At 41.7% G+C, this 19,133-nt stretch carries 16 protein-coding genes and 4 tRNA genes; 13 read left to right on the top strand and 7 right to left on the bottom strand.

The features are described 5' to 3' along the window. The first annotated feature begins 12 nt into the window (after nucleotides 1-12). From WKT12_RS00960 to WKT12_RS00900, 13 genes are all read left to right on the top strand, one after another. Nucleotides 13-303, top strand: a complete 291-nt coding sequence (locus WKT12_RS00960; protein WP_021971816.1) for an HU family DNA-binding protein — start codon at nucleotides 13-15, stop codon at nucleotides 301-303. Continuing rightward, nucleotides 296-1,489 (top strand): HU family DNA-binding protein, encoded by a 1,194-nt coding sequence (locus tag WKT12_RS00955; protein WP_340318516.1) that lies wholly within the window; start codon nucleotides 296-298, stop codon nucleotides 1,487-1,489. Before WKT12_RS00960 ends, WKT12_RS00955 begins: the two co-directional genes overlap by 8 nt. A 190-nt stretch (nucleotides 1,490-1,679) precedes the next feature. Next, nucleotides 1,680-2,675, top strand: a complete 996-nt coding sequence (locus WKT12_RS00950) for an AAA family ATPase (RefSeq protein WP_021971818.1) — start codon at nucleotides 1,680-1,682, stop codon at nucleotides 2,673-2,675. A 146-nt stretch (nucleotides 2,676-2,821) separates the two neighbouring features. Beyond that, nucleotides 2,822-3,691: a DUF58 domain-containing protein gene (locus WKT12_RS00945; protein WP_340318515.1), complete on the top strand. Its 870-nt coding sequence runs from the start codon at nucleotides 2,822-2,824 to the stop codon at nucleotides 3,689-3,691. A 68-nt stretch (nucleotides 3,692-3,759) separates the two neighbouring features. Then, a complete protein-coding gene (locus WKT12_RS00940; RefSeq protein WP_340318605.1) occupies nucleotides 3,760-4,788 on the top strand; it encodes a hypothetical protein in 1,029 nt (342 codons plus the stop codon). 20 nt (nucleotides 4,789-4,808) lie between these two features. Beyond that, entirely contained in the window at nucleotides 4,809-5,807 is a 999-nt protein-coding gene (locus WKT12_RS00935) for a vWA domain-containing protein (RefSeq protein WP_021971821.1), read from the top strand. A gap of 13 nt (nucleotides 5,808-5,820) precedes the next feature. Further along, nucleotides 5,821-6,846: a vWA domain-containing protein gene (locus WKT12_RS00930; protein ID WP_021971822.1), complete on the top strand. Its 1,026-nt coding sequence runs from the start codon at nucleotides 5,821-5,823 to the stop codon at nucleotides 6,844-6,846. A 4-nt stretch (nucleotides 6,847-6,850) separates the two neighbouring features. Continuing rightward, nucleotides 6,851-7,546, top strand: a complete 696-nt coding sequence (locus tag WKT12_RS00925; protein WP_021971823.1) for a tetratricopeptide repeat protein — start codon at nucleotides 6,851-6,853, stop codon at nucleotides 7,544-7,546. 36 nt (nucleotides 7,547-7,582) lie between these two features. Then, complete coding sequence (locus WKT12_RS00920) at nucleotides 7,583-9,415, top strand: BatD family protein (RefSeq protein ID WP_340318514.1); 1,833 nt, start codon at nucleotides 7,583-7,585, stop codon at nucleotides 9,413-9,415. Nucleotides 9,416-9,440: 25 nt separating this feature from the next. Continuing rightward, entirely contained in the window at nucleotides 9,441-10,193 is a 753-nt protein-coding gene (locus WKT12_RS00915; protein WP_021971825.1) for a tetratricopeptide repeat protein, read from the top strand. Nucleotides 10,194-10,220: 27 nt separating this feature from the next. Then, the gene (locus tag WKT12_RS00910; RefSeq protein WP_340318604.1) at nucleotides 10,221-10,928 is read left to right on the top strand and encodes a phosphatase PAP2 family protein; all 708 of its coding nucleotides are present in this window, start codon (nucleotides 10,221-10,223) and stop codon (nucleotides 10,926-10,928) included. Nucleotides 10,929-11,043: 115 nt separating this feature from the next. Next, entirely contained in the window at nucleotides 11,044-11,298 is a 255-nt protein-coding gene (locus WKT12_RS00905; protein WP_021971827.1) for a hypothetical protein, read from the top strand. Between the two features lie 106 nt (nucleotides 11,299-11,404). After that, entirely contained in the window at nucleotides 11,405-12,538 is a 1,134-nt protein-coding gene (locus WKT12_RS00900) for a universal stress protein (RefSeq protein ID WP_340318513.1), read from the top strand. Between the two features lie 144 nt (nucleotides 12,539-12,682). On the opposite strand, the gene WKT12_RS00895 is transcribed toward WKT12_RS00900, so the two are convergent. The 7 genes from WKT12_RS00895 to htpG form a co-directional block, all read right to left on the bottom strand. Beyond that, nucleotides 12,683-13,651 (bottom strand): alpha/beta hydrolase, encoded by a 969-nt coding sequence (locus WKT12_RS00895; RefSeq protein ID WP_340318512.1) that lies wholly within the window; start codon nucleotides 13,649-13,651, stop codon nucleotides 12,683-12,685. Between the two features lie 162 nt (nucleotides 13,652-13,813). After that, nucleotides 13,814-13,887, bottom strand: a tRNA-Arg gene (locus WKT12_RS00890). A 30-nt stretch (nucleotides 13,888-13,917) separates the two neighbouring features. Continuing rightward, a tRNA-Arg gene (locus tag WKT12_RS00885) sits at nucleotides 13,918-13,991 on the bottom strand. Between the two features lie 29 nt (nucleotides 13,992-14,020). Continuing rightward, nucleotides 14,021-14,094: transfer RNA gene (locus WKT12_RS00880), tRNA-Arg, on the bottom strand. Nucleotides 14,095-14,127: 33 nt separating this feature from the next. After that, nucleotides 14,128-14,201 (bottom strand) — tRNA-Arg (locus tag WKT12_RS00875). An 81-nt stretch (nucleotides 14,202-14,282) separates the two neighbouring features. Then, nucleotides 14,283-16,586: a patatin-like phospholipase family protein gene (locus tag WKT12_RS00870; RefSeq protein ID WP_021971830.1), complete on the bottom strand. Its 2,304-nt coding sequence runs from the start codon at nucleotides 16,584-16,586 to the stop codon at nucleotides 14,283-14,285. Nucleotides 16,587-16,968: 382 nt separating this feature from the next. Continuing rightward, nucleotides 16,969-19,014: a molecular chaperone HtpG gene (htpG, locus tag WKT12_RS00865; RefSeq protein ID WP_021971831.1), complete on the bottom strand. Its 2,046-nt coding sequence runs from the start codon at nucleotides 19,012-19,014 to the stop codon at nucleotides 16,969-16,971. Nucleotides 19,015-19,133 lie beyond the last annotated feature (119 nt).

Genomic DNA, 19,133 nt, shown 5'->3' with positions numbered 1-19,133 from the left:
GGAGCGGACGACATGAACAATAAAGAATTGACAGGCGAATTGTCACGCCGCTTGGGATATACCAATAAGGATGCTTCGCGTTTGTTGGCATCGGTAACGGCTATTATGGGAGAGGAGTTGCAGGAAGGTAAAACGATTGCAATTCAGAATTTCGGAACGTTTGAAGTTCGGAAAAAGATGGAACGTATTACGGTAAATCCTGTTACCAAGCAACGATTTCTGGTCCCTCCGAAATTGATTTTGAATTTTAAGCCGAGTCCGGTATGGAAGGAACGGCTAAAGAATACTCTGGGTAATGAGTGATAAGTTCACACAGCAAGACTTAGCTGATTTGTTGGCACAACGCCATGAAATGGAGCAGGCAGATGCAGAAGCATTTGTAAAGACTCTGTTTGCCCTGATCGAAGAGTCTATAGAAACGGACAAATATGTAAAGATCAAAGGCTTAGGAACGTTTAAGCTGATAGATGTTGATGCTCGTGAAAGTATAGATGTCAATACCGGAGAGCGGATTGAAATACAAGGGCATTCACGTATCTCGTTTACGCCGGATTCTTGGATGAGAGAAACGGTAAATAAGCCTTTCGAGCATTTTGAAACCGTACTGCTGAACGAAGGTACTCGGTTTGATGATATGGATGAAGTTTCTTCATTGGACGAGGATGCTGATGCGTCGGAAGAAGAAATCGGCGAAAGTGTTTCTTTGCCGGATGCAAACAGTAATTCTGAAATAGAGGAAGCTGAAGAGGAAAAAGCCAATCAAGAAAAACTTGTACCGGAAGAAGCTGATGGCAATAAGGCCGTGCCTGATAGTCCTCAGAAGGAGCCCGATAGTGAGACGACAGAACCTGTATCTGAAAAAGCGGAAAAGCCTGAAGATGAAACGGCAGAACCTGTACAGAAGGTCCCCGAATCTATACATGAAGATTTGGAGCCTGCCGTAGGAAAAAAGATATTCCGTTTTCCTTGGTGTATGGTTGCTACAGTGTTATTGGTGGGTGTTATTCTGGGAGGTATTATTGTATGGAGTATTTTTTCAGGAAGAAGATACATTCCAGAATCTGTTGTCCATATGCTTATGGAAAAGGAAACTGTACACCTGAATAAGGATACTGTCGGTATACGCTCAGACTTGGAGAAGGATAGTATATTGCCGGTTAAACAGATTCCTGCGGTTCAGCAAGATACCGTTCGCGAGGTCGTTGCTCAGGTAAAGCCGGATGAAGAAAAACAACAGTTGCCTACCGTTGTCAAACGGGAAACTTTGGCTGATACTGTTGAATATATGATTACAGGTACACGCTCTACTTATACCATAAAATCGGGTGAAAGCCTGGTTCGTGTTGCGCTGAAGTTTTATGGTAATAAGAAGTTGTGGCCCTATCTGGTACAATATAATAAGGATATCATTAAAGATGCGGATGTAGTACCGGTTGGTACGACTATTCGCATACCGGAGCTTACTCCAAAAGAAATGAATAGAAAATAGGAGGAATAGGACAATGTTATTTTTTAAATATCTTTAGTCCAATAAGACTTAAACGAAAGAAGCAACTAATTTTTTTTAATAAAAATTAGTTGCTTCTGTTAATATAATGCCGTACTTTTGGGTTCGATTAAAAAAAGGTCAGTTGACCAATTGATAAAATTGCATATTTGAAACATAAAAATAAAAAATTATGGCTGAAGCTATTGACATTCGTGAATTGAACGAACGCATTGAACGTCAGAGTGCATTCGTGACCAATCTGATGGCTGGTATGGACCAGGTAATTGTAGGTCAAAAACATTTGGTAGAATCATTATTGATCGGCTTATTGGCCGACGGACATATTTTGCTGGAAGGTGTTCCGGGATTGGCAAAGACATTGGCCATTAAGACCTTGGCTTCGTTGATTGACTCTAAGTATAGTCGTATTCAGTTTACTCCCGACTTGCTTCCTGCCGATGTGCTTGGTACAATGATATACAGCCAGAAAGATGAACAGTTCGTTACAAAGAAAGGTCCTATCTTTGCAAACTTCGTATTGGCTGATGAAATAAACCGTGCGCCGGCTAAGGTACAAAGTGCTTTGCTGGAAGCTATGCAGGAGCGTCAGGTTACATTGAGCAAGGATACTTTCCGTTTACCTGATCCATTCCTTGTAATGGCAACTCAGAACCCGATTGAACAGGAAGGTACATATCCGCTTCCTGAAGCACAAGTCGACCGTTTCATGCTGAAGGTAATTATCGACTATCCAAAGCTGGAAGAAGAAAAGAAGATTATCCGTCAGAACATTTCAGGTAATAAAACTGAAGTTCGTCCTATCTTGAAAGCTGAAGATATTCTGGAAGCACGTAAAGTGGTTTGTCAGGTATACTTGGATGAGAAGATAGAGCAGTACATTGCTGATATTGTATTTGCAACTCGTTATCCAGAAAAATATGACTTGAAAGATTTGAAGGGTCTGATCAGCTTCGGAGGTTCTCCGCGTGCTTCTATCAATTTAGCCTTGGCTGCCCGCAGCTATGCTTTCATTAAACGTCGTGGATACGTTATTCCTGAGGATGTACGTGCTGTTGCACATGATGTGCTTCGTCACCGTATCGGCTTGACATATGAAGCCGAAGCAACCAATGTTACTTCCGACGAGATAGTAAGTAAGATATTGAATAAGGTCGAAGTGCCCTGATTCGTCTGAAAGAATAAGACATAGCCTGAATGATTGTGTATATTCAATTGTTCAGGCCCCAATTATACATGGCATACAGAGAAAAGATGTCATGTAAAAAATAGGTATATTTTGCTTTGGTTGTCCGAAGCGTAATCCAAGAAAGAATGGAAACAAGTGAACTATTAAAACGCGTTCGTCAGATTGAAATAAAGACACGAGGGCTTTCCAGCAATATTTTTGCAGGACAGTACCACTCGGCTTTCAAGGGCAGAGGTATGGCATTCTCCGAAGTGCGCGAATATCAGTATGGAGATGATGTGCGCGATATAGACTGGAATGTAACTGCTCGCTTTGACAAACCATTCATAAAGGTGTTCGAAGAGGAACGTGAGCTGACCGTCATGCTGTTGATTGATGTGTCGAATAGTCTGGACTTTGGTACAGTCAAGCAGCTTAAGAAGAGTATGGTTACGGAAATTGCTGCGACATTGGCCTTCTCGGCTATTCAGAATAATGATAAGATTGGAGTAATATTTTTTTCCGACCGTATTGAGAAGTTTATCCCTCCCAAGAAGGGACGTAAACATATTTTGTATATTATTCGTGAACTGCTTGACTTTAAACCGGAAAGTACTCGTACGAATATCCAGTGTGCTATTGAATATCTGACGAATGTTTTGAAGAAACGTTGTACTGCATTTATGCTGAGTGACTTTATTGATGAACGAGATTTTCAGAATGCATTGACTATAGCCAACCGGAAACATGATGTTGTGGCTTTGCAGGTATACGATCGTCGTCTGGAGGAACTCCCGGATGTAGGTTTAATGAAGGTGAAAGATGCTGAAACGGGACATGAGCAATGGATTGATACTTCTTCCAAAGCTTTGCGTAATGCGCATCATGAATGGTGGAAAGCCCGTCAGCAGAAGTTGCACGACATATTTACGCATAGCAACGTCGATTCAGTTTCGGTACGTACCGACCAAGATTACGTAAAAGCATTGCTTAATTTGTTTGCTAAACGAAACTAACAAGGAATATGAAATACTATAAGAAATATCTGAAAGCGTTGTGGGTTGCTTTATTTTTGTTTATATCCATGCCGGGTATAAAAGCACAGGTCACCGTGGAAGCTACTATTGATTCTTTACAGCTTCTGATAGGTGAACAGGCGAAAATAAAGCTTCAGGTAAGCATGGATGCAAATCAGAAATTACGTTTGCCATTGCTACGTGATACACTGGTCACAGGGGTAGAGATATTAGATGTTGCAAAGCCTGATACTCAGCTATTAAATAATGACAAGCGCTGGTTGATTTCTCAGGAATATACAATTACCTCATTCGATTCGGCGTTATATTACCTGCCTCCTTTTGAAGTTTTTGTAAATGACAAGCCTTATCGTTCGAAAGCGTTGGCTTTGAAAGTTTATTCAGTTCCCGTTGATACCTTGCATCCTGATCAGTTCTTTGGTCCGAAAGATATCCGAGAGGTACCTATTACATGGAATGATATTGCTCCTTTGGTATATTGTGGATTAGCTATGCTCATATTGGGAGCAGCAGCTGTATTCTTTATTATCCGTTATCGCGATAATAAGCCTATTATCAAGATTATCAAGATAGAACCTAAGTTGCCTCCTCATCAGGCTGCTATGAAGAAAATCGAAGAGATTAAGGCTGACAAGCAGGTACAGCGTGAAGATCCGAAGTTGTATTATACAGAACTGACCGAGGTCTTGCGAACATATATTAAAGAACGGTTTGGATTCAATGCGCTGGAAATGACTTCTTCGGAAATCATCGAACACTTACTGCAAGTAAAGGATCAGCAGTCCATCAACGATTTGAAAAGTTTGTTTGAGACAGCCGACCTCGTAAAATTTGCTAAGCACGCTCCGATGATGAATGAAAATGACATGAATCTGGTTAATGCAGTCGATTTTATCAATCAAACTAAGGTAGAAGAAGATCCGAATGCGAAGAAAGAACCTACAGAAATCAGGGTGGAGGAAAAGCGTTCAAAGCAAGGACGCATCATCTTGCTGTGCAGTATTACTGTGGTAAGTATAGGTGCCGTGGTTTGTCTGTATTTGGTTATCTGTCACATTATCGACCTCTTTTTTTAACGTTTAACATGTAAGGAACTATGATTTTTGCAAATCTGGAATATCTGTTTTTATTACTTCTGCTCATTCCATACATTGTATGGTATTTTATGCGCAGAAAGAAGACAGAGCCTACCATGCAGGTTTCTACGACCCGCATGTATATGAATGCACCAAAGAGTTGGAAGGTATATCTTCTGCATGCTCCTTTTGTCTTAAGGATCGTGACGTTTGTTATGATTGTACTGGTTTTGGCACGTCCTCAAACAACAGATAACTGGCAGAATACTGAGATAGAAGGTATTGATATTATGCTGGCTGTCGATGTTTCGACCAGTATGCTTGCGGAAGATTTGAAGCCGAATCGTCTGGAAGCCGCAAAGCAGGTAGCTGCTGAGTTTATAAATGGACGTCCAAATGATAATATCGGTTTGACTATTTTTGCAGGAGAGGCCTTTACACAATGTCCACTTACCGTAGATCATGGAGTCTTGCTAAATTTATTCAATAGTATAAAAGGTGATATAGCCCAGCGTGGACTTATCGAGGATGGTACAGCTATTGGTATGGGGCTGGCAAATGCTATTAGCCGCTTGAAAGATAGTAAGGCAAAATCGAAGGTAATTATTCTTTTGACAGATGGTAGTAATAACCGAGGAGATATTTCTCCGTTGACAGCAGCCGAAATTGCTAAGCAGTTCGGTATTCGTATTTATACGATTGGAGTCGGCACGAACGGAACCGCTCCTTATCCGATGCAAACATATGCTGGCGTTCAATATGTCAATGTTCCCGTCGAAATAGATGAGCAGACTTTGACGCAGATTGCAGGTACTACGAATGGAAATTATTTCCGTGCAACCAGCAATTCTAAACTGGAGGAAGTTTACAAGGAAATCGATAAACTGGAAAAGACAAAACTGAATGTCAAGGAGTTCAGTAAACGAGAAGAAGCTTATACAACCTTTGCTCTGGTAGCATTCTTCTGTATTTTGTTGGAAATATTGCTGCGTAATACAGTATTAAAGAAAATACCTTAAAACCAAAAATATTATGTTTCGATTTGGAGAACCTGTTTATTTGTATCTACTTATCGTTTTGCCGATATTGGTAGGGCTATATATATATTCCAATTATCGCCGGCGTAAAAAAATTGCTCAATACGGTGATCCTGAATTATTGGCTCATCTGATGCCTGACGTATCGAAATATCGTCCGGATGTAAAGTTTTGGCTGGTTTTTGCAGCCTTGGCTATGGTGATATTTATGCTGGCACGACCTCAGTTCGGCTCAAAAATGGAAACCGTCAAACGTCAGGGGGTTGAAACTGTCGTAGCACTCGATATTTCTAACTCTATGCTGGCGCAAGATGTTACACCCAGTCGTTTGGAAAAGTCGAAAAAGCTGATTTCTCGTTTGGTGGAAACATTCAATAATGACAAGGTTGCCATGATTGTTTTTGCCGGAGAGGCTTTTACACAGTTGCCTATTACAAGTGACTATATCTCGGCAAAGATGTTTCTTGAAACAATCAATCCTTCACTTATCTCGACTCAGGGTACTGATATTGCCGGAGCCATAAATTTGGCAATGAAGAGTTTCACTCCGAATGAAGGAGTCGGACGAGCTATTGTACTTATAACCGATGGTGAAAATCATGAAGGAGGAGCTGTTGAAGCAGCACAAGAAGCAGCCAAAAAAGGTGTTCGTGTTTTTGTATTAGGAGTCGGTTCACCAGATGGTTCACCTATTCCGGCTGAAGGGACAAATGAATTCCGTCGTGATAAGGACGGCAATGTGATTGTAACCCGTCTGAACGAACAGATGTGTCAGGAAATTGCAAAAGCGGGAAATGGTATATATGTACGAGTGGATAATACCAATAATGCTGAAAGAGCTTTGAATGCCGAGATAAATAAATTGGCTAAAGCTGATGTGGAAACTCAGGTCTTTACTGAGTTTGATGAGCAGTTTCAGGTACTGGCATGGCTGGCTTTGATTCTGCTGGCAGTTGATTTGATGTTATTGGAACGTAAAAATCCACTTTTCAAGAATATAAAACTCTTTAAACAGAATTGATTTTATGTTGCGGAAAAAATATGTGATGCTGGGAATAATGTTCGTATCGGTTGCTGCTTACGGACAGAAAACAGAGCGTGATTATTTGCGCAGTGGAAATAAGTTATATAAGGACAGCACATTTGTAAAAGCTGAAGTCGATTATCGGAAAGCTTTGGAATTAGAACCGAAGTCGACGGACGCCATGTATAATCTGGGCAACTCCCTGTTGATGCAACAAAAAGCGAAAGAAGCGATGGAGCAATATGAAGCTGCATCGCGGATAGAAAAAGACAAAAACAAGCTTGCACAGATTTATCATAATATGGGGGTGATTTTGCAGTCGTCTAAACAATTGCCACAATGCATAGAAGCATATAAAAAGGCTTTGCGAAATAATCCGAAAGACGATGAAACTCGTTACAACCTGGCTTTGGCACAAAAGCAGTTGAAAGATCAGCAACAGCAGAACCAGAATCAGGAGAAAGATCAGAAGCAAGATCAAAAGCAGGATGATAAGCAACAAAACAAAGACCAGCAGGATCAGAATAAGAAAGATCAGCAGCAAAATAATCAGCAGCAGCAACAGAACCAGAACCAAATGTCGAAAGAGAATGCAGAGCAGCTTCTGAAGGCAGCTATGCAAGATGAGAAAAATGTACAGGATAAAGTGAAGAAAGCGGTTCAGGTACAAGGACGTAAGTTGGAAAAAGACTGGTAATTAATGGTGAATAATTATAAATGAAATAAAGGAATGATGAGAAAAGTTATTTTCTTTCTACTGTTGATTCTTACTACAGTACATGCATGGGCAGACAACAAAGCTACTTTAACAGCCGATGCACCTGATGTGGTTGTAAGCGGAGATCAGTTCCGCCTGACGTTTACAGTCAACACGCAAAAGGTGAAGGATTTTCGTGCACCTTCTATAACGAAAGGATTTGATGTTTTGATGGGACCAAGTCGTTCTCAGCAAAGCAGTACACAAATTATCAACGGCAAGGTTTCTTCAAGTAGTTCCATTACGTATACTTATATACTGATGGCTGGCAACGCAGGAACTTATACAATACCAGCTGCAAGTATCGAGGCTAATGGAGAAAAAATATTTTCCAATGCCGTTACGATTAAAGTACTTCCACCTGATCAGTCGGCAGGAGGAAGCAAGAGCAGTCAGGGGGGAAGTGCACAGGCTGACCGCCGTCAGACTACAAACGGACGTATTACAAGCAATGATTTGTTTATTACAGCAACTGCCAGTAAGACGACTGTACATGAACAGGAAGCTATATTGCTGACTTATAAGGTTTATACGTTGGTAAATCTTCGTCAGTTGTTTGGTAAAATGCCCGATTTGAAAGGTTTTCATACTCAGGAAATTGAATTGCCCCAACAGAAGACTTTCTCATTGGAGCATTATAAAGGACGCAATTACAATACCACCGTGTGGAGCCAGTATGTATTATTTCCACAACAGACCGGTAAGCTGGAGATTCCTTCGATTACTTTCGAAGGCGTAGTTGCCATACAGACCATGTCGGACGATCCATTTGATGCTTTCTTCAATGGAGGAGGATATCAGGAAGTAAAGAAAAAAATCGTTACTCCTAAGCTGACTATCAACGTTCAGCCGCTACCTGCCAAGCCGGCTAACTTCTCGGGAGGTGTAGGAGAATTTACTCTTGCTTCTTCCATCAATGCCAAAGATGTGAAGACCAATGATGCAGTAACGATAAAACTGACCATCAGTGGTTCGGGAAACATGAAACTGATCAGTACGCCTGAAGTGAAATTCCCTGAAGATTTTGAAGTGTACGACCCGAAAGTAACGAATAACTTTGAAGCATCACGTGCCGGACTGAGCGGAAGCCAGACCATCGAGTATCTGGCCATACCTCGTCATGCGGGAAACTTTACAATACCTCCTGTCGAGTTTACTTATTTTGACTTGAAGTCGAATTCATACAAGACACTGAAAACCGAAGCCTATAATATTAACGTAGCAAAAGGAAATGGAAATGCCGATCAGGTAATTGCCGACTTTACCAATAAGGAAAATGTCAAGGTTCTGGGACAGGATATCCGTTTCATCAAACTGGGCGATACAAAACTGATGCAGAAGGGCGCCGTCTTCTTCGGCACTGTAGGTTACTATTTGTGGTATATCATTCCGTTTATCTTATTTGTGGGATTAGTTGTCTTCTTCCGCAAGCAGGCTGCCGAAAATGCCAATGTAGCAAAAGTGAAGACAAAGAAGGCTAATAAGGTAGCGACCAAGCGTATGAAACTTGCCGGAAAGCTGCTGGCAGAGAACCGTAAGAATGAGTTCTATGATGAAGTATTGAAAGCCTTATGGGGATATATCAGTGATAAACTGAGTATACCTGTTTCGCAGCTTTCTAAAGATAATATCGAAGCCGAGCTGGTGAAATACGGTGTAGCAGACGATGTAATAAAAGATTTCATCAATGCCTTGAACGAATGCGAATTTGCCCGTTACGCTCCGGGAGATGAAAATGAAGCGATGGACAAGGTATATACGACATCGGTAGAAGCGATCAGTAGAATGGAGAACAGTATCAAACATTAAAAACAGACAGAAGAACCATATTGATATGAAAAGACTATTTATAGTTATTGCATTTCTGATTGGCATAGTCCAGTTCACTTCGGCCGCAGTATCAAAGGCCGAAGCCGACAAGGATTATCAGGAAAACAAGTTTGCTGATGCAATTGAAAAGTACGAAGCTATTCTAAGTTCGGAAGGCGAGTCGGCAGACATTTACTACAATTTGGGAAACAGCTATTACAAGAACAAGAATATAGCCAAAGCCGTTTTGAATTACGAACGAGCCTTATTGATGAATCCTGGTGATGCAGATATACGTTTCAATCTGGAAATGGCGCGAAGCAAGACTGTAGACCAGGTTACTCCTGCCAGTGAAATTTTCATTGTGACATGGATAAACTCATTGATAAACTGTATGAGCGAAAGCGGATGGGGAGTAACAGGTATCGTTTCCTTTATCCTTCTTCTCGCGGGTATGGCATTGTATATTTTTGGAAACAGAATCCTTTTCAAGAAAATAGGTTTTATTTCGGCTGTAGTGTTCTTGATTGTAGCCGTATGCGCCAATTTCTTTGCCAGCGAACAGAAGGAAGAGCTTCTGAACCGTACAGGTGCCATTGTAATGTCGCCAAGTATTACAGTTAAAAGTACTCCCAATGAAAGCGGAACCGATCTGTTTGTCTTGCACGAGGGTACTAAAGTCTATATAGAAGACAATTCGATGAAAGGCTGGAAAGAAATCCGTCTGGAAGATGGGAAAAAAGGATGGCTGCCCGTATCGGCAATAGAAGTTATCTGATGTTTTCCAAAATATATAATATTTATGATTGATATACAGCAGCTTATTGAGGCAGATCAGAATCTGTTATTGACCCTGAACGGAAGTGATTCCATGTTCTGGGATGGTTTTATGTGGATTGTATCCGGTACAAAAATATGGATTCCTGTTGCCGCAGTGCTGCTGTATGTCATATTCAAAAATACCAAATTTACTCAGGGACTGCTTATACTTGCCATGATAGCTTTAAGCATAACCCTGGCCGACCAGTTCTCTTCCGGTTTCTGCAAGCCATATTTCATGCGTTTCCGTCCTGCACAAGATCCCGAGATTATGTATATGGTGCATGTTGTCAACGGATACAGGGGAGGAATGTACGGATTTATATCAAGCCATGCAGCCAATACGTTTGCTGTAGCTACTTTTGTTTCGCTGCTTGTACGGAGAAAGGAAATGACCGCTGTCATGTTTATATGGGCATTGATTCCCTCGTATTCACGCATATATCTGGGTGTACATTATCCGGGAGATATTATATGCGGTGCAATTGCAGGCAGCGTTATCGCTTCACTGGTTTATTGGCTTTATGCGTTTATCCGGAAAAAATATTTCGAACAGCCCCAGTTTGTGTCAGAACAATATACTCTGACGGGGTTTGAGGTTGCAGATCTCAAGATTTTCCATACAGTCTTGCTGCTGACTTATTTTTATGCTGTTATGGCAGCTATGGTCATTTCCAGATTATTATCGTTCTGATATATTGCCAGCAAAGTAAAAAAGTTAATTTTTTGTTGGCTTATTCATTTTCTTTCATTACATTTATATCGCGAATTAACAAAAGTTTTGTCTAACACTTTAAATTTTGATTACTATGAATAGAACGATAACTTTCAACGAACTTCGAAAAATAAAAGATTCTTTACCCAGTGGAAGCATGCATCGTATAGCCGATGAGTTAAATTTGAGTGTGGAAACTGTACGCAATTTCTTTGGCGGACATAATTTTAAGGATGGCAAGAGCGTAGGTATTCACCTGGAGCCGGGGCCGGATGGTGGACTGGTAATGCTCGATGATACGACCGTGCTTGATAAAGCGATAGAAATTTTGAAAGAGCAAACAGCCTAAGGTTGAAGATAAGTGGCAAAATCCTAATCGGTATGGTTTCTTACTGATTAGGATTTTTTGTTAATCTCGTAGTGTTTTTATGTGAAACCTTTTAAAACTTTAAACTATGGAAGATAAACTTGTTACATTAGCTATCCTCACTTATTCGAAGGCACAGATTTTAAAGTCTGTACTCGAAAGCGAAGGAATCGAGTCGTACATACATAATGTGAATCTTATCCAGCCTGTTATCTCGTCGGGTGTAAGAGTGCGCATTAAGGAAAGTGATTTGCCTCGTGCCTTGAAGATTATAGAAAGTTCTTCCTGGTTGTCTGAAGAAACTCTGGAAGAGAAGTCCGCCGAATCGAAATCGGAAAAAATCCCCAAGGTACTTGTCCCGGTCGATTTCTCTGCATATTCTCTCAAAGCATGTGATTTTGGTTTTAAGGTAGCTGCACACATGCATGCTGAAGTGGTTCTTCTGCATGTACATTTTACACCTATTTACATACCAAGCTTGCAGTACGATACAGAGAACTATCATGTCCCCTCGGCAAACGATGCCACTACAGTAAGAGGAATGATAGAAAATGTGCACAAGCAACTGAATAAGTTGTCGGCAGACGTAGCCGAGAAAATAGAAAAAGGAGAGTATCCGAACGTGAAATTCACATGCGTGCTGCGTGAGGGTATACCAGAAGAAGAAATAATATATTACATACGTCAGGAGAAACCTCTCATTGTGGTTATGGGAACCCGTGGAGAGCATCAGAAAGATCTGGACCTGATAGGAAGCGTAACGGCAGAAGTTATCGAACGGAGCCGCTCCTTTGTTTATGCGATACCCGAAAATGCTCCGGAGAAATCGCTTGAAGATATTCATAAAATAGCATTGTTTACCAGTTTCGACCAGCGTGATTTGATTGCTTTCGATTCGCTGATTACGACTTTCAAGGACAACAAGTTTGAGATTTCATTCATTCATGTGAATTCCCACGAAGAGAAACGTACATGGAACGAAATAAAACTGGCAGGCATCAAGGAGTATTTCAAGAAGCAATATCCTCAGCTTGAATTTACTTATTTGAATATTGACGAAGAAGACCTGTTGAGCAATGTAGACAAATTTGTACGGGAGAATGGCATTGACGTAATCTGTACTTCTAACTACAGACGTAATATCTTTGCCCGTCTGTTTAATCCCAGCATTGCACGCAAGATGCTTTTCCATTCCAATACGCCGATTCTGATTATAAAGTAAGGGGAGATTAACCCTACTACACTCGAAAAGTCTCAGTCCCGCAGAAGGAAATATACAGAATTCTCCGTATATACCTTCGGGACTGAGACTTTTATTTATATTCCTAATTCTAATAGGAGAGGATGAAACAGAGATTCTCCGGCTCTACTTCTTAAGGTGTTTTACGATGAACTTCTCAACCTTATCGAGCATTGCTTCGGTCCAGAACTGCCAACTGCCGTGGTCAGCATTGCGTAAAGCATAAAATTCGTATTCGCATCCGTTTTTCTCCATTTCGTTGGCCAGCAGGTCAGCCTGAGAGAAAGGAACCACCCTGTCTTTTGTTCCATGTGCAAGAAATACCGGAGGCATATCCTTATTATCTTTTATGTAGTAGAAAGGACTTGCTTCCTTAGCCTTCTCAGGGGCGTTCCAGACGGCAATTTTACCGATAAGCAATCCCTCGGGGCTGTTTTCGTCGCCCTTCGAAGCTGCTGTAGGATCATCTTTCAGATGAAGTACGTCGGCAGGAGGATAATAAGCTATGATTCCGTTTATATCCGGAAGAGAATCGTTCTTGCTGTCGGCACCTTTAAGATGAAGTCCCGTAAACAAGGCTGTATGTGCTCCCGATGAACTTCCCCATACAAAGATATTGTTTACATCGACACTATATTTCTGCGCATTCTTTCTCATAAAGTTTATCGCAGAGATAGCATCATTACGCTGGGCTGGAAAAACAGCCACATCAGACGGACGGTATTCTACAATGGCAACTACATATCCACGCTTTGCCATAGCTGAAATCTGTGGTACATCCACATATAAGTTTTGTTTCATCCATGCAGAACCTCTCACATAAAGAATGCAAGGGAAGATCTTGTCTGATTCTCCATAGGGCTTAGGCATGACAATCTGCAATTTCAAATCCATATTGTCCTTGGTTGCATATACCACGTCCTTCAGATAATCTAATGAATATACTTCATCTGTCTGATTGAAGAATTGTACTTGACTGTTGGTCGGAACTGCTTCGGGGAAATTTTTACTGTTGTTTCTTGGCCCATTCTGTGCATGCAGAGCCAATGAAAGACTACAGATGCCAAGGCACATTAAAACTTTCTTTTGATTCATATTCTTCTTGTTCTTGATTTTGTATGGCAAAAATAAGACTATCCGTTCGTTTACGCTTCTTGTATAATGCCAAAAACTTATCATATGACGCCAATTCGGATGCGGGCCTGGAGTAAGGGGAGAAAACAAAAAAGGTTGTATCGTGAAAGATACAACCTTTTGTGACCGCGACAGGATTCAAACCTGTAACCGGCTGATCCGTAGTCAGCTACTCTATTCAGTTGAGCTACGCGGCCAATAATTTTCAATTTTTCAATAAAGAAGAGTGACCGCGACAGGATTCAAACCTGTAACCGGCTGATCCGTAGTCAGCTACTCTATTCAGTTGAGCTACGCGGCCAATTCTTTCAATATTTCAATCTAGAAGAGTGATCGCGACAGGATTCAAACCTGTAACCGGCTGATCCGTAGTCAGCTACTCTATTCAGTTGAGCTACGCGACCAATTCTTCATTTATTTTGTCAGAAAGAAGAGGGTGACCGCGACAGGATTCAAACCTGTAACCGGCTGATCCGTAGTCAGCTACTCTATTCAGTTGAGCTACGCGGCCATGTCTTTTTTCTTAACGGGTGCAAAGGTATGAGGTTTTTCCGAAACTTCCAAATATTTCCAGCTATTTTTTGCAGATTTTTTATTCGATAAACCGCGATCCAAATATCTGCCAGCCCAGTGTAAGGCCTATATTCCAGTTCTTAGATGGTGAGCTATAGTGATTTAGATAAGCACTGATTGCGCCGAAAGGAAGCTTTACTACCAGTGACAATTCTCCCATATATTCTATCCGGCTGAAGAGTTTTCCGTAAGAAGCCTTCGATTCTTCATTGCATACTATCGGAAAAATCGGAGCAAAGCCGTAAACTTCTGCTCTTACATGAAAGACCGGCGTTATCTGAAAAATAGGCATGACACCTGCTCCGATGAATTGATTGGCCCGGAATGCTTCATTGTAGGTAATTTTGCTGTGGGCAGTAGGAGCGAATTCTCCGGCCTGCATCATGGTTGCCGTATAGTTCTGGCTGAAATTGCGCGAAGAATAGTAGGCATGAATATAGTTTCCCAGTACAAATCTGGAAGAAAGGGGATAGTAGCGTTCCATTTCATACGATACTTGCAGCCATGACTGCACATAATTATATGAGCCATTGTAAGGGTCGGGAGTCGAACCACCCTGAAAATACTCTCTTCCGGTATATATATTGGCCACAAGCCGTTCTCTTCGCCCTGCTGTAGGATATTGTTTGCTGTTTAATGTATTTCCATCCATGGCTACAGAACCGCCGAATATGGTATAGCGGCTGATGTCGTTCTTGTCGTTGTTGAAGTCGATTACATTGCTCTGGAAATACTGATCCTGCAGTTTTCCGATGCCTATTCCGAATTCGGCCTTCTGTCGTGTAAGGAAAGGAAGCGAAACCAGCAGTTTGACAAAGTGCTCTTTCTTCTTGTTGAAGACAGGAGTACTTCCCTTGGTGAAAATCTTTTCCTGTTTGAAGTAATCGAACGAAGAAGTCGATGCTACCAGGCGGAACGAAGTCGGAATATAGGTCGGTATATCTATGCGTCCCGATATTTGCAGATTATTGTAAATCTGTCCCAGTTGTCCGTCGAGGGAAACTTCTTTCGAGAAATTGTTCAAGTTATGGTAAGTCCCTCCTATATAAATCTGGTTGGCTCCATTTGAGCCAACGTTTCCTCCGACGCGCAGTGACAAGTCGTCTTCTATTTTGACCTTCAGATGAAGGTTGAAGGTAGAATCGGCCGGATTGTAGACGGCATGGGGGATAATTTCGGAAATCATATTGTCGGACATCAGGCGGAAATACCCCTTACGTAAATCCTCCAGTGAAAACAAACCCTGGTCTGAGGTATGAAACTCCTTGCGTATATACCTTTTCTGCTGTTCGCTGCCTCCCTGAATATTTATATCCCTGAACCGCAATTCGGGCATATTTTTCTTGTAGGCGATTCGTTTCAGCTCAAGCTGGCGATAGTTGACACGGCGAGGAATACGAGCCTTGATAGAATCCATGAGCTGCATGGTGCGCTTATATCCGTTGTCATGCAGTTCGTCGAAGCGGTCGAAATCCATCAGGTTCACGTTGTCGTACTTAAACGTCATCAGGATTCCCAGCGAATCGGGTAGTGAATAGTCCGTCTTCTGCATGATCATGTTTTCCAGTTGCCCCATGATATCTCCTTCCTGCGGCTTCCCCGGATTGGAACTTACCACACTTCCTATGATGACATCCGGATGAAAGTCGTTTACCATGACATTGACCGGGAAATTATTGTATATTCCACCGTCGTATACCAGCGTAGAATCGATTTCGATGGGCTTGAACATGCCGGGAAAACTCATGGAAGCACGTACTGCATCTCCCAGATCACCGTTTTCGAATATCATAGGTTTTTTGTTGTATACATCCGATGCCACACAGCGGAAAGGTATGAAAAGTTTGTCGAAATCGTTCTGGCACGCTGCTGTAGCCTGTCCGAACAATTCGAGAAAAGCAAGATTCATCTGCAGAGGGTCTACCACACTCGAAGGAAGGAACTGAGTCTTTACTTTGTGCAGCGGATTTTTTAAGGAAACACGGATGTTGATAAATTCGGGAGTCGGAGGGTTTTTCTTGAAGTAGTAAATGTATTTCTCTTCAATGTTTCCGGTATACCAGCGTTTGAAACTGTCCGATTTCAACAGCTTTTCCATGTCGTCGGGCGAGTAACCCATGGCATACAGCGAACCTATAATGGCACCCATAGAGGTTCCTGCAATGTAATCGATAGGAATATTGTTTTCTTCCAGTGCTCTGATAATACCTATATGAGTCAGACCTTTAGCACCTCCACCGCTTAATACGAGTCCGACTTTCTGTGCGTGAAGAGTGCCGGATAGGAAGATAAGCAGGAAAAGTGTATATAGTATTTTTTTCATTAGTCGGGATTGTTGATGATATGAAACCAAAGATAGAAAAAAACTATTTCTTGTACAAGGAAAAGAAGAAATTCAATTCAGCCTTGAAAAAAATCATCCGGTCCGTTCTTTTATAAGCTGACGGTCTTTGCCGGAGAAGCTGGAGAAGTTTCCCGTATTTTTTGTACAAAAAATATTTGTTTTTGTACAAATTTTCGGAAAACGTCAAGACAAATTTTCCGAAAGGACACGATATGTATTGCTTCATGTGCCGACAATGGAGTATGGAGCTGTGGTACACTGACTTACCTGATGCTGTAAGTCGGGGAGGAAGATATAAAAAAAGCCGTGCGGGGCCTATCAACCTCGTACGGCTTTCTATATGTTATTTTAGAGAAAGACCTTAAATCAGTTCGATGCTTCGTTTTACGAAGTTTGTCAAGGCTTCTCCTTTCAGCATGTTGTTTTGCAGCAATGCCAAGTCAATCAACTGATGTACTACCTTGTTTCCGGCAGCATATTCATTGATGATGTCAGTCTTCTGCTTCTTCTGTTCGTCGAGTTTCTTTTCCACATCGTTCAACTCATCTTTTTCTGTGGTCGGGATTTCCTCATCTTTCTTGCCTTCGTGAGCTTTGTGAAGTTCTTTTTCACGCAGTTTCAGCATGGCAATTTCCGATTCAACCGGAACCAGTTTTTCAGAGCAGGCAGCTTCTGCATCTTCCAGTACCTGCTTGATGAGTCGGTGGTCGCTGTTCAGGACAAGGTTGAACATGTCAGGCATTTCACCATAGAAGCTCATGCCCGGCTGGATATTGGCCATTTCCTTCATACGACGCATGTATTCGGCCTGCGTGATGATGATAGGAGCTGCTGTTTCACCCATGGCTTGTGTTTCTACGTGGAACTCAGTCTTCTGGACTTTCGGCAGCTGACCGGTAAAGACTGTAGACAAGATTTCTCGTTTAGTATCTGCAAGTTCTTCTCCTTTCTGCTCTTCTTTCACAATCAGACGGTCGATAACATCGCTGTCCACACGTGTGAAGTGGCTCTTCTCGAACTTCTGCTCCAGCATGTTAATCATAGGAACATCCAGTTGTCCGTCGAGCAACAGAACATTGTAACCCTTGTTCTTGGCCGCATCAATGTAAGTATACTGTTCGTCGAGGTTGTTGGCGTACAGATAAATCAGGCTTCCGTTCTTGTCGGTCTGGTTATCCTTAATCAGTGTCTGATACTCTTCGAAGGTATAATACTTGCTGTCTGTATCTTTGAACAGGGCAAACTTGCTTGCTTTTTCGTAGAAGTCTTCCTGAGTAAGCATACCGTAGTTGATGAAAATCTTCAGGTCATCCCATTTGTTTTCAAATTCCTTACGGTCGTTCTTGAAGATAGCCTGCAAGCGGTCGGCTACTTTCTTGGTAATATAAGTAGAAATCTTCTTTACATTCGAATCGCTCTGCAAGTAAGAACGAGAAACGTTCAACGGAATGTCCGGTGAGTCGATGACACCGTGAAGCAATGTCAAAAAGTCCGGTACGATGCCTTCAACCGAATCCGTTACATATACCTGATTGCAGTACAACTGAATCTTGTTCTTCTGCAAGTCGATGTTGCTCTTGATTTTCGGGAAGTAGAGTACACCTGTCAGGTTGAACGGATAATCTACGTTCAGGTGAATCCAGAACAACGGTTCGTCCGACATCGGATACAAGTCGCGGTAGAACTGCTTGTAGTCTTCATCTTTCAGCTCACTTGGCTTCTTTGTCCAGATAGGACAAGTACTGTTGATGATGTTGTCTTCGTCTGTATCTACCTGTTTGCCGTCCTTCCACTCTTTCTTCTTTCCGAAAGCAACCGGTACGGGCAGGAAGCGGCAATACTTGTTCAGCAAAGCCTGAATGCGTGACGGTTCCAGAAACTCGCGGCAGTCATCGTCTATGTACAGGATGACGTCGGTACCACGGTCGTCTCTTTCTGCATCTTCCAGCGTAAACTCAGGACTTCCGTCGCAGCTCCATTTGATGGCCTTTGCGCCTTCTTTGTAGGAACGAGTTACGATTTCTACCTTTTTGGCTACCATGAAAGCCGAATAGAAACCTAATCCAAAATGTCCGATAATCGCATTGGCATCTTCTTTATATTTCTCCAAGAAGTCGTTTGCTCCGGAGAATGCAATCTGGTTGATATACTTATCTATTTCTTCGGCAGTAAGTCCCAGTCCACGATCGGAGATGGTAATAGTGTCCTTGTCTGCCTTAACATGAATTGTAAGATCTCCCAGCTCACCTTTGAAGTCGCCTGTAGATGAAAGAGTCTTTAGTTTCTGTGTTGCATCGACTGCATTCGAAACCAATTCACGAAGGAATATTTCGTGATCGCTATATAAGAATTTTTTAATGATGGGGAAGATGTTCTCGGTCGTTACCCCAATATTACCTTTCTGCATAATTTTTATATTTAAGTTTTACTATATTTTATTTTTTGTTAGAAAACAGTGGGGCTAAGACAAAAAAAATGCCAGACGATTTACGCCTGACATTTTGTCTGTATTCGGATTGCAATACG

Source organism: Phocaeicola sp. HCN-6420, assembly GCF_037890145.1.
GTDB lineage: Bacteria > Bacteroidota > Bacteroidia > Bacteroidales > Bacteroidaceae > Phocaeicola.
The sequence above is the reverse complement of the archived record's forward strand: the minus strand, read 5'-3'. Positions and strand labels throughout refer to the sequence as shown.